Source organism: Herbinix hemicellulosilytica, from assembly GCF_002904165.1.
Classification (GTDB): domain Bacteria; phylum Bacillota; class Clostridia; order Lachnospirales; family Lachnospiraceae; genus Mobilitalea; species Mobilitalea hemicellulosilytica.
The window spans coordinates 96,039-108,424 of the sequence record NZ_CVTD020000010.1; the positions used below are offsets into that span (position 1 = coordinate 96,039).

General features: G+C 36.4%; 13 protein-coding genes. 12 read left to right on the forward strand and 1 reads right to left on the reverse strand.

What is annotated here, in order from left to right; all coding sequences use genetic code 11:
• Position 1: 1 nt before the first annotated feature.
• The 11 genes from HHT355_RS03860 (at position 2) to HHT355_RS03910 (ending at position 8,147) form a co-directional block, all read left to right on the forward strand.
• Complete coding sequence (locus HHT355_RS03860) at positions 2 to 775, forward strand: ABC transporter permease (protein WP_103202111.1); 774 nt, start codon at positions 2 to 4, stop codon at positions 773 to 775.
• Between the two features lies 1 nt (position 776).
• Positions 777 to 1,550, forward strand: a complete 774-nt coding sequence (locus HHT355_RS03865) for an ABC transporter ATP-binding protein (protein WP_103202112.1) — start codon at positions 777 to 779, stop codon at positions 1,548 to 1,550.
• A 498-nt stretch (positions 1,551 to 2,048) separates the two neighbouring features.
• A complete protein-coding gene (locus tag HHT355_RS03870) occupies positions 2,049 to 2,522 on the forward strand; it encodes a hypothetical protein (RefSeq protein ID WP_103202113.1) in 474 nt (157 codons plus the stop codon).
• Positions 2,523 to 2,612: 90 nt separating this feature from the next.
• Positions 2,613 to 2,933 (forward strand): helix-turn-helix transcriptional regulator, encoded by a 321-nt coding sequence (locus HHT355_RS03875; protein ID WP_103202114.1) that lies wholly within the window; start codon positions 2,613 to 2,615, stop codon positions 2,931 to 2,933.
• Positions 2,934 to 3,061: 128 nt separating this feature from the next.
• Complete coding sequence (locus HHT355_RS03880; RefSeq protein WP_103202115.1) at positions 3,062 to 3,364, forward strand: hypothetical protein; 303 nt, start codon at positions 3,062 to 3,064, stop codon at positions 3,362 to 3,364.
• A 526-nt stretch (positions 3,365 to 3,890) separates the two neighbouring features.
• Complete coding sequence (locus HHT355_RS03885) at positions 3,891 to 4,379, forward strand: hypothetical protein (RefSeq protein WP_103202116.1); 489 nt, start codon at positions 3,891 to 3,893, stop codon at positions 4,377 to 4,379.
• A gap of 152 nt (positions 4,380 to 4,531) precedes the next feature.
• The gene (locus HHT355_RS03890) at positions 4,532 to 5,236 is read left to right on the forward strand and encodes an alpha/beta fold hydrolase (RefSeq protein WP_330403361.1); all 705 of its coding nucleotides are present in this window, start codon (positions 4,532 to 4,534) and stop codon (positions 5,234 to 5,236) included.
• A 23-nt stretch (positions 5,237 to 5,259) separates the two neighbouring features.
• The gene (locus HHT355_RS03895) at positions 5,260 to 5,757 is read left to right on the forward strand and encodes a GNAT family N-acetyltransferase (protein ID WP_103202117.1); all 498 of its coding nucleotides are present in this window, start codon (positions 5,260 to 5,262) and stop codon (positions 5,755 to 5,757) included.
• Between the two features lie 152 nt (positions 5,758 to 5,909).
• Positions 5,910 to 6,812, forward strand: coding sequence for a helix-turn-helix transcriptional regulator (locus HHT355_RS03900; protein ID WP_103202118.1), 903 nt, complete (start codon positions 5,910 to 5,912; stop codon positions 6,810 to 6,812).
• A gap of 137 nt (positions 6,813 to 6,949) precedes the next feature.
• Complete coding sequence (locus HHT355_RS03905) at positions 6,950 to 7,591, forward strand: flavin reductase family protein (protein ID WP_242967524.1); 642 nt, start codon at positions 6,950 to 6,952, stop codon at positions 7,589 to 7,591.
• A 136-nt stretch (positions 7,592 to 7,727) separates the two neighbouring features.
• Positions 7,728 to 8,147 (forward strand): bis(5'-nucleosyl)-tetraphosphatase, encoded by a 420-nt coding sequence (locus HHT355_RS03910; protein WP_103202119.1) that lies wholly within the window; start codon positions 7,728 to 7,730, stop codon positions 8,145 to 8,147.
• A 198-nt stretch (positions 8,148 to 8,345) separates the two neighbouring features.
• Here HHT355_RS03910 and HHT355_RS03915 read toward each other — a convergent pair whose 3' ends face one another.
• Complete coding sequence (locus HHT355_RS03915; RefSeq protein ID WP_103202120.1) at positions 8,346 to 10,340, reverse strand: right-handed parallel beta-helix repeat-containing protein; 1,995 nt, start codon at positions 10,338 to 10,340, stop codon at positions 8,346 to 8,348.
• Between the two features lie 576 nt (positions 10,341 to 10,916).
• On the opposite strand from HHT355_RS03915, the gene HHT355_RS03920 reads away from it, so the two are divergent.
• Complete coding sequence (locus tag HHT355_RS03920; protein WP_103202121.1) at positions 10,917 to 12,377, forward strand: MATE family efflux transporter; 1,461 nt, start codon at positions 10,917 to 10,919, stop codon at positions 12,375 to 12,377.
• Positions 12,378 to 12,386 lie beyond the last annotated feature (9 nt).

Consider the following 12,386-nt stretch of genomic DNA (forward strand, 5'->3'; position numbering starts at 1 on the left):
GATGAATATATTAAAAAAAGCAGTAAAAGCAGTCGTAAGTATATCGGTACTTATACTAATTTGGGAACTTTTTGTCCTTACAGGAAGATTTGAAAAATCTCTTCTTCCTTCTCCTGCAGTAGTGTTTACAGGAATAGCGAAAATGATTATGGACGGTACATTATTTACCAATCTTAAAGTCAGTATTGCCCGGTTTTTAGCCGGATACCTGGCGGCAGCATTGGCTGGAGTGGCTTTTGGTCTGCTGCTTGGATGGAACAAAAAAGTTTGGGCATTTATTGATCCTGTAATTCAGGTTTTAAGGCCGATTTCACCTATTGCATGGTTTCCTTTTATAGTTTTGTGGTTTGGAATAGGAGATGCCCCGGCTGTTGTAATCATATTTATAGCAGCATTTTTTCCGATTCTTCTTTCCACTGTTTCGGGAGTCGGAAATGTGGATGCTATTTATATGAAAGTAGCCGATAATTTCGGTATAAAACAGCCCGGTCTGTTATTTAAAATTGTATTTCCGTCAGCGTTTCCCCATATTGCAAACGGCCTGCATCTTGCTTTAGGATCAGCCTGGGTGTTTCTTGTGGCAGGTGAAATGGTGGGAGCGCAGTCCGGTTTGGGATTTATGATTATTGACGCTAGAAACTCCTTAAAATCTGATTTGGTGCTGGCCGGAATAATCATTATAGGAGTTTTGGGGCTTTTACTGGATCGTTTGATAAGGCTGCTTGAAAACAGAATAAAAAGACAATGGGGAGTAATATCGGAGGAGAGAAATTAGTATGTTTATTTCAGTCAGTGACGCGTCCAGGGAATATTTCTTTAAAGACAAGGGAAAGACAACGGCCCTTCATAAAGTAAACCTGGAAATAGAAAAAGGTGAATTTATCTGCCTTTTGGGGCCAAGCGGATGCGGAAAATCAACATTGTTAAATCTCATAGCAGGTTTTGACAAACCTACTTCGGGTCAAGTAAGTATTAACGGAGAGGTTGTTTTAAAACCGTCGGAAGACAGGATTACAATTTTTCAGAATTACGGTCTGCTTCCCTGGAGGAATGTTTTAAGGAATGTTGAATTGGGACTTGAAGCCAAGAAAATTCCAAAGAAGGAAAGAAGGCGTATAGCCGAAGAATATATTGAACTGGTCGGACTTTCTGCATATAAAAACCATTATCCTGCACAACTTTCAGGGGGAATGCAGCAGAGAGTTGCACTGGCAAGGGCATTGGCAGTAGACCCTGATATACTTCTTATGGATGAGCCGTTTGGTGCTCTTGATGCTATGACCAGGATGAGCATGCAGGATGAGATAGAAAGGCTATGGCAGGAAAAGAAGAAAACCATAATCTTTGTTACCCATGATATTGAAGAGGCGGTTTTCCTTGCCGACTGGATTGTGATTATGACTCCGTCGCCCGGCAGAATAAAAAGCATCATTAAAGTGCCGCTTGCAAGAAAAAGGGACAGAACCGGAGTTGATTTTTTTAAAATCAGGGACAAGGTTTTTGCGGAATTTGGACTAAAAGATACCGTTGAACCAGATTACTATTTGTAAGTACTTAAGCGATTAAGATATTAATTATTAATTTTCTCATATAAGAGTGTCTTAAATTTTGCACATTATTATAAAATTGTTTAAATATATAAAGATATAAATTACATCGTATATTTTTGTAGTATTGATTATCTAATATTGAAGTTTTATTCCCTGATGGAAATTTACAAGTACATCGGGGAATTTTTTTTATATGTATGATGAATTAAAATAAAAATGTATTTCCTTGCTGTGTATGAGTTAAAATATTACAAATTATTTGCATATGGAAGTATATGTATGTATAATTGTAGATAACTTATATTATATTTTCCGGCTTAAAAGTATAGATTTTTTAAATGACAGTAACAGATAGCAGAAGTTTTATTTTTCTCTTTAGCCTATAAAAGCCTCTAAAAACAACATCCTTAGATTTAGCTCCTTATAAACTCATTTATATTTAAATTATATTTAATTTTAATTAAGTGAAATGATTTATAACTAACCAAGGAGGAATAAATGTCAAAAGAAAATCAGGATGTCATCAAAAATGATATTTTTACATGGATAGAAGAAGAGCTTAAACCGGAATTTTGCACATCTGAAAATTTCATTTATAACGAAATGGAATCACAGTCGGATTATAGCTTACCTGTAATATATCAGGACTTCGATGATAATGTCAGATTTGAACAGGTATCTGTATCATTTTTGGTAAGTATTAAAGAGCTTATAATTAAAGCCCAGGTATGTAAAACCGTTCATCCTTCAGGAAAAACATGGTCATCTTGGTTAAAAGAAGCTGGATTTAGAAAAGTATTACCTACATATAGCGGAGGAAGTGTTGCTTATAAACTGTTTGATACATATACAGAATATGACAGACCATCAGATCTGAAATCTGTAGATGATGCAATAAAAAAGGTTGTAAAGATAGTGACAGAATTAGAAGCACCTATTGAACTTGATCCTATGATAACTGCTGTTAAGTAAATTAGTAAAAATATTTAATCATTTGAATTTAGCAATTTCGGTCGAGTGGATTTTATACTTTTTTGCTATATTGGATATCGGAGGTGGAAAATGGAGTTTTCGGAGAAAATTAAAGCTGTGGTGGATGATATTGCTGACGTAGCAGGCTACAGTAAATATCATGCATTGCGGATTTTTAAAGAACTGACCGGTCGTACGCTCTATGAAACCATCCGTGCTCTTAAGCTAACTAAAGCAGCGCAGACTTTGCAATCTAATAATGAAAAAGTAGTAGATGTTGCAATGAGCAATGGCTTTGATTCTCATGACGGATTTACGAGGGCATTTTACCGTCAGTTTGGGATTACCCCACAAAAGTACCGCAATGAAACCCCTCCGATAAACTGGTTTATCCACCATTTATCCTTTTGAACGGTTCGGATGGGAAATATCTGATGAAGGCCCATTTCTGGGTATGGGTGCGAAACCTGAAACAGGAGCGCGGGCAGCTGTCCCGGTCAGAAAAATTGTAAAAGATTAAGAAAAGAAAGGTGCTACATATGGAAAAACTTTTAAACTTAAAAAATACTTTAATAGACGAGTTTAATTCGCTTGGAATAGAAGGCTTACATTTAACAGACTTAAATTTACTTGATGGTTCATATATTAATTTGGAATATACGCTTCCTAACGGGCAAAAGGTTAAACTTCTGGAAGATGATAAGATGTATTTAGGAAATCAGATAGAAATTGACGGCAAAGAGCGCTGCTATGGTGTGGCAGCGGATGAAAAGTATCTGCTTGTTTGCGAGTATGGATGTAACGGCTCAGATCCGGAGATAGTTATTTATAAAAGAAGATAAAAATGCTGGAATAACTATATGATTTGATTAACCCTCGATGTTTTTGAAAGAGAGCATTCGGGGGTTTTAGTCTAAGTTTTGATTAAACAGGTAAAAATGATTTTTATATCATCATTGTTATCATATCTAACCGGATACAATTATAGATAGGATTGACGAAAAAATCAAAATAGCATAAAAGAAACGATGGGTAAGACCAAAGAAGTAACTTTAGGAAATTACTTAATCATGAGATTACAAGGACATATAACTTATAATTTAGAATATACATGAGGCATATATGAGAAATAATACCGGTTTTTCGGATACGGCACTATAACAATGTAACAGCATATGGACATGGAAATTTAGGGGATTGAAAGTAAAAATTTAAATATGGTAAAATTATCATAACTGTTTATGGGAATAGTGTTAAATCGGATTTTATTTATAAGTTCAAATTGCTGCTGTAGATCATTTTCTGAGTCTTATAACAGTCGAAAGTATTTTGCAAAAATAAGCTAATGAGTGAAAGGAAACACAATAGATGAAAAAATTACTGAAATATATTTGGTATGGTATTTTTATTTTAGTGCAATGTACCTGGGGGATTTGTCAGACACTGGTCGGGTTGGTTTTTTTCCTGATTAATATAAAAAAACAGCATAACTTCTTTAGAGGATGTATTAATACAAAATGGAACTCTTATAGCGGATTTAGCCTTGGTTTATTTGTTTTTACACCTGATGAAAATAGTGATGATCTACTGAAATATGCCAATAATTCAAAAGAAGAACTGGCAAGAAGAAGTAAAATGATTTTGGTGCATGAGTACGGACATTCTATTCAATCTTTTGTTTTAGGACCTTTTTTTATAATTCCGGGAATATGCTCTATATGTTGGGGAAGAATGAAACGTTATGAAGAGCTTCGGAAAAAATATAAAGTGCCCTACAGTTTCTTTTGGGTAGAACACTGGGCAAATTGCTGGGGTGAAAAGATAACCAAACTTCCTTCAATAGGGCAGATTGATTAAAAAATATATACATAAATTTGATCTATGCGCAAAACATGAAAAAGGTTCCTTTAACAGAGGCAAATAAGATAACTATGTAAAGAAAATAAACCTGCAAGATTAAAACACAAGGTAAAGCACTCTAAAATATTAAAGTTGGGGGAAATGCACATATGTCCATTATGGATATTGAGCTAAATTATGAGGAAAAAGGCACAGGCTTTCCTATGATTTTACTCCATGGAAACGGAGAAAATCTCGAATACTTCAGAAATCAAATAGAATATTTCGGCAGGTTTTATCGGGTAATAGCCATTGATACGAGAGGGCATGGAAAGTCGCCACGGGGAGAAAAACCGTTTACAATTACCCAGTTTGCAGAAGATTTATATGATTTTATGGTGTTAAAGGGTATTCAAAAAGCGATTATTTTAGGGTTTTCAGACGGTGGCAATATTGCTTTGAACTTTGCATTGAAACATTTGGATATGGTAGAAAAATTGATTCTTAACGGTGCGAATTTGACGCCTGAGGGTGTAAAACGTTACGTACAGATTCCGATTGAAATAGGATATAAAATTGCATCAGTTTTTGCCAAAAGATCAATTAATGCAAAGAAAAATGCCGAAATACTTGGGCTTATGGTTAACGAACCCAATATTAAACCTGAAGAACTTAAAAAGATAAATGTCCCTACATTGGTTATAGCTGGATCAAAAGATATGATTAAAACCTCTCATACAAAACTGATATATGAAAGCCTGCCGAACGCCCGTCTTGAAATTTTGGAAGGAGATCATTTTATAGCAAATAAACGGGCAGAAGAGTTCAACAAAGTGGTCCATGATTTTTTAGTTTATAATAGCCATGTTATATAATATTTCGAAAGTGGGGAGTAAATTTGCAATACAGATTAGCAGCCGAATCGGATTTAGATGAAATATGCAACTTGGTTAAAAAAGCCATCGATCGTATGGAACAACAGGGAATATACCAGTGGGACGATCTTTATCCCACCAGAAAAGACTTTTTGGAGGATATAAATAAAAATACATTATATGTAGCGGTTGAGGATGGCAGGATAGCAGCAATTTATGTTATTAATCGGGAATGTGATGAAGAATATCATGCATGCCAATGGAGCAATTCGGATGAAAGTGCGTGTATTATTCACAGACTATGTGTTTTACCGGATTTTCAGAATAAGGGTATAGGCTCTAAGATGCTTTCTCATATAGAAGAGCAAATTAAGAACATGGGGTATTCATCAGTCAGATTAGATGTATTTTCCAAAAATCCGTATGCTATCAGGTTATATGAGAAAAATGGCTATAAAAAACGCGGATATGCAGACTGGCGGAAAGGACGTTTTTTCCTGATGGAAAAAACACTTAATTAATTTAGAACAATGGGGAACGTTTAAGATGACAACAGATACTGTAAATAATAATATCTATGAAGCAGTTCAATATTTAATAAAAACAGCTGGTACTCTGATTAAGAAAAAGGGATTTTGTATAAAGTTACTTATAATGATAGAAAGGTATAAAAATGAAAATAGACCGTCTTATCGGAATTATTACTGTTTTACAGCAGAAAAAGAAAGTTACGGCCCCGTATCTTGCCAAAAAATTTGAGGTGTCACGAAGGACTATTAATCGTGATATAGAGGATATTTGCCGGGCAGGCATTCCTATAGTTACGACGCAAGGCAAGGGCGGGGGCATTTCTATAATGGAAGGCTTCAACCTTGATACCAAAATTTTTACATCCGAAGAATTGCAGGCGATTTTTACAGGACTTAAATCTATTGACAGTATTTCCAGTACATCTTATGCAGATAAGCTTAAAAGCAAGTTTTCTGGTAAGGATTCGGTAATCCCTGTTTCCGATAATATCATAATTGACTTATCAACATATTACAAAGACAGTCTTGCAAAAAAGATAGAGTTGTTAAAAAAGGCCATAAACCAAAAACGGCTTGTAAGTTTCCGTTATTATTACAGCAAAGGAGAAGCGGACAAACTGATAGAACCGTATTTAAATATGTTTAAATGGTCGAGCTGGTATTTGTTCGGTTATTGTACCGAACGGCATGATTTCCGCTTATACAAGCTTAACCGCCTATGGAATTTGCATATCACCGAAACGGAGTATGTTTTCCGAAAGATTCCGGAGCATATATCCGATTTCGACGGCCATTTTCCCGACTATTATGTAATAACGGCTGTTTTTGACAGCAGTGAGAAATATCGCCTTATTGAAGAATATGGAGTAGGCTGTTATACAGAAACAGAGGAAGGACAACTATTATTTAAGCGCGGATTTACCAACAGGGATGTTTTAATAAGCTGGCTGCTTAGTTTTGGCGATAAAGTTGAGGTTTTAGAGCCGGCAGAGGTAAGAGAAGAGATAAAAAAAATTGCAGAAAATATAATTAGAAAATACAAATAAACATGACATACAGGTGTCATGTTTTTGGTGGTATTATAGATATGTAAACGAAACAAACGATTACAAACGGTTGCCGGTTATATTAATATGTGAGCAGAAATTATTTCTTACAAAAAAAGATGAAAGGAAAAGATGCTATGAAAAAAGAGTTTTCTGTAATGCCCGAAACATTTACCGAGGCATATCCCGGAGAATTTACCGGATTTTCGTGGATGGATTTTATTACTGCCATTCCTTCACCTCTGTTTGTTGTAACCACATACAAATCAAACGGCAAAGAAAATGCCTGCCTGCAGTCCTGGTCTACTTTTGTGGGTGATGATGGCCAATTTATATGCATTATCGGCTCGGTATCAAAACGGGGACATTTATATCAGACTTTAAAGGAAACGAAATGCTGCGTACTTAATTTCCCGTCGAGGGATATCTATGATAAATGCCAAAAAACCGTTGTATACAACAACTTTGATGATGATGAAATTACCATGGCAGGACTTACCTCGGAAAAAGCAAAAACCGTAAATGCCCCGCGAATTGCAGAATGTTTTCTTAATATCGAATGTGAATTACTGTGGGAACATGAACATTTTGAAGGCAGTCGTGATGTAACGGTTGCTTTGAGAGCCACGCATATTTGCATGGACAGTGACCATTATGATGAGAACAAGCTTGGAAGGTACGGAAAAACCGGATACATGTATAATATACACAATCCCAGAAATCCTGAAACCGGGGAAATGATACCGGAATGTTTCGGTGCTTTGGAAATGTATAAATAAATTAGTTTAAACTGCTTTCATTATGAAGTTATTAATAGGGCATTTCCATATAAGTAATTTATATTGCATATAATAATTAATCAATTTGAGTATAAGAAGAATGTATAATCAAATACAGGCAAGGAGTTTATGAAAAATGAAATACGAGATTTCATGTGGCGGAGTAGTATTCACCCGCATAGAAGGAAAGATTCTATATGTAATTATTAAATCGTTGGAGGGCTATTACGGTTTTCCGAAAGGGCATATGGAGGGCAATGAAACTGAAGAGCAAACAGCATTACGGGAGATTTTTGAGGAAACCGGCCTAAAGGTTAAATTATTACCCGGTTTTAAAACTATAGTAGAGTATCCTCTTCCTAAAAAAGAAGGTGTGACAAAAAGGGTAATATATTTTGCAGCAGAATATGAGAACCAGGAAATTACATATCAAAAAGAAGAATTGCATGGGGTTTATTTGATGACTTATGAAGAAGCTATGGATGTCTTTCAATTTGAAAACAACAGGAGAGTACTAAAAAAAGTAAATGAATTTATTAATAATATAAAGTATTAAAACTCAGTCAGTGCCAGTACTTGCACTGACTGAGTTTTTTATCAAAAAATAAAACCACCTTTTATGTATGAAGGTGGTTTTAAGTGGTATTTTTAAGTTAAAGGTCCTAGTTTTAAAGGTTTTGCAAACAGCAAGAATAACATAGGAGGTTATACGAAATGGATATGAATAGTTTCACATATTCTAAACTTAAATAATTTAATTAAGTTTTATATTTTCAGCCGGTTCAGCAAACGGACCGGGTATAACATGAATGCCACGATGGTTTCCGAAATAGTCCGAATCAAAACGAATAGGAGTTGCGTCAGGGTTTTCAAAGTATTGCTCAGGCTCAAATGCTTTGCCAAGAATTTCGGTATTTATCATACGAGGATAAAAATCCTTGATGTAATCATAAATATTGGTATCAAGATAATATTGGCCGTCTTTTTCTACAAGTTCTATCTTAAGTTCCGGATGTTTTCTATCATCTACATATCCGTTTACTTCCTTTTTCCAAGCCTTAGCACCGTTTAAATATACGTTTCCTTCGCTCCAGATTGGAAGATGACCGAAATGAACAGGTTCTAAAGCTCTCATGTTAGGAAACTTGGTAAAGTCAAACTGGGAAATCCATTCATCATAAGTCGGGTATTCATCGAAAACGTGAGTACCGACCTGTCTGTTTTCATAGAATACTTTTTCTTTTTCATGATGATCCAATATTACGAAATCATCTGCCGGCCATTTCTGAACAAAAATGTTGTTGTAAAAACGGTTGTCACCATGAAGGATAGTCATAAAGCCCATCACTTCCGTACGGTGAGGTATGTGGTAAGGTGTATAACGCCAGGTGGTCCCTTCACCGACACTGGTAAATGAACCGCAAATCAGATTGTGAACCAAAGCCACACCTTGGGTTGCAAAACGAAGGCTTACGTCCGACAAGAGGATATTGTTATCTATCAGAGTAGGGCCGTGGCTTACTTCCACAAATAAATCCTGTGACATCATACTTCCGGGAAGTTGTTTTGCGTACGGCGGCCTTTGGTTATCATGAAGCAGGTTTTGTGTAATACGGGTACCTTGTGCTTCCCAGTCGCACCAAATTCCCATTGTGCAATGGTGGACATGGTTGCGGCGCATAATCACATCTATAGCCGCATGCAGCTTGATACCTGCAATTTCTGCTCCGCCCAGTTCCATCATATTGTTGATATGGTGGATATGGTTGTCCTCTATGATACTGAAAACACCACCCATACGGCCGATAATACCACCCTGTTCACAGTGGTGAATATTACAACGGCGAATTATATGACTGCCGATATTTTCTTTAAGCCAGCCGTGGTATTGGCCGCGGCAAACTGCATCGCGTTCCATCTGGGTAGGGCTTTTAACTTGCTTATAGGTAAAGTAATGCTCATTATCAGGATCAAGATATTTTCCGAGGGAAATTCCGGCACATTTGCTGTTTGAGATTTCGCAGTCTTCAATAATCCAGCCTTTGCTCCAGTGAGGACCTATCATTCCGTCTTGGTAGGCTGCGGGCGGAGCCCAGGTTGTGGCGGCTTTATCTATTTTAAATCCCCTAACTGTAATGTAATTAACGCCGGTTTTAGAAGGCATAAAGCATCTGCGGCGTACTGTAATTTCTACATTTTCTTTATTGGGATCAAGGCCCTGGAAGTTGGCATAAATAATTGTTTCGTCCGTTTCTTTATCCTGTTCTGTGTACCATTTATATATGGAATCTTCCGGTACCCAGCTGTATTCGTAAACTTCGCCTTTGATGCATTCTTCCAAACTTGTGGCTTCATACATAGCTTTGTCATTTAAGAATACACATCCGGTATGCTTGTTTGGTGTTGCAAAATACCAGTCCCCGTAAACCAAAGTAGTGTAAGGATTGTAATCACCGAATACACTGTTTGGAATACGGCAAACCCAAACGTTTTCTTTATAATGATGCCAGTTTTTAACCAGTTCGGCACCGGTTATAACAGCTCCTAGCGGAGTAGTACTGATATAAGTGATACGGGCATCTTCTGTACCGGCATGAATCGGATCAACATATTCACGGTAAACCCCTGGTGCTACAAGCACTTCATCTCCCGGGAGTGCTATCTTAGCAGCGTCACTTATCCTGCGAAACGGTCTATCTTGGGAGCCGTTTCCGTCATTTTTGGCATTTACATCTACATAGTATTTCATGATACTCCTCCTATTTATGAAAAAAGTAATTTATGTAACTCCTTCCATATGTAATTATATCATGGTAAACAAGTAATATCTATTATTTAAAATTTTATTTAGTAATATGTATTTCCTTATTTGTAAATGATAAAAGATGAATTATCATTATAAATTTTCCGAAGTAAAATTAAAATTTAACAATAACCGGTATTGGCAGAAAGAGAATCCAATAAATTAAAGGTGGAAACATGGGAGTGCATCATTAGTATTAGTATAGGCTTATTTCCGGCCTAATTAACTGAAGCTAAACTATTGCTGTTATTGTGGCTGATTTTTGAATAACGCTTGGCAGTTTGAAAGGTATAAAAGCAACTAGGTTTTAAAGTGTTTCATAGATTTAAGCCCGATATGAGTTTGGAGGAACATATCGGGATGGTTTTATGTTTAAAAATAAGCAGAATGTTTTAAGTTATTTAAATATCTTGTATTACCACATGAATACCGGCACTATATTCTGTATATGCAAGTCTGGACTATATTCAGCCTTTATGGTAAAATGTTTCTCGTCGTTAAATTTACATTGGAGGAAAATATATGAATCAACCATCAACCGACGGCGTATTTGGCAAAATAAAAAATACTTTCATTGGTGACCGTAAATTTTACACCAAGGTATTTATGCTTGTTCTTCCTCTTATTGTGCAGAACGCTATTTCAAATTTCGTTAATCTTCTTGACAACATCATGATCGGGCAGGTAGGAACAGCTCAGATGTCGGGTGTTGCTATAGCAAACCAGCTTTTTTTTGTATTTATTATTACGGTTTTTGGCGGACTTTCAGGCGCGGGAATATTCGGTGCACAATTTTTTGGAGCAGGAGATCATGAAGGCTTACGAAATACGGTAAGGTTTAAACTGTGGACTGTTACTGTAATTTTAGCTATTGCAATAACTGTATTTATGACCGGTGGTGACCGGTTAATATCCTTGTATCTTACAGGTGAAGGTGACCCTGCCGAAAGAGCAGCCATGTTCGAATACGGCAGAAATTATCTTCGTATAATGCTATGGGGGCTTTTCCCTTTCGCTCTGTCACAGGTATACAGCGGAACACTTAGGGAAACGGGAGAGACCTTTATCCCGATGGTAGCAAGTCTGGCAGGTGTGTTTACAAATCTCTGTCTGAATTACGTATTGATATTCGGAAAATTTGGATTTCCGGCGTTAGGTGTTGAAGGTGCAGCCATAGCAACTGTAATTTCTCGGTTTGTTGAACTTGCTATAATTATTGTGTATGTTCATAAAAATCCAGAAAAATTCAAGTTTGTCCGAGGGCTATATCGGACTATGAGAATTCCGAAAAATCTGTCATTAAATATTATAAAAAAGGGAATACCTCTTTTGATAAATGAGCTTTTATGGTCACTTGGCATGACCACTTTGACACAAATATTCTCAACCAAGGGATTAAATGTTGTCGCCGCCCTTAACATAACAAGCACATTAACTAATATGTTCAATGTTGTTTATATTTCCATGGGGTCTGCAGTAGCTGTTATGGTAGGACAAGCTCTAGGAGCCAATGATATACCCCGTGCAAAACAAACAGCATGGAGGCTTATATTTTTCAATGTTTGTGTATGCATAGTGATTGGGAGTATACTTGTAGTCTTGTCTCCGGTGTTACCACATATTTATAATACTACAGATGATGTATATAATCTGGCTACCCGCTTTATGCAGACAAGTGCTGTGTATATGGCGATTAATGCAGTTACGCACTGTTCATATTTTACAATACGATCCGGAGGAAAAACGTTTGCTACATTCCTTTTCGACAGCGCCTATACATGGGTAATATTCGTTCCTTATGCCTACCTTCTTACGCACTTTACAAGTTTAAACATTTATGTACTTTATCCGGTTTGTTATTTGGCAGATGTTATTAAGTGCATAATAGGAATAACTGTTGTAAAGAGTGGTTATTGGGCTCAGAATATGGTTTCGGATACTGCCTCGAAAGAGTGTATTGAATCAAATACAGAAACATTGTAAAGGGACGGG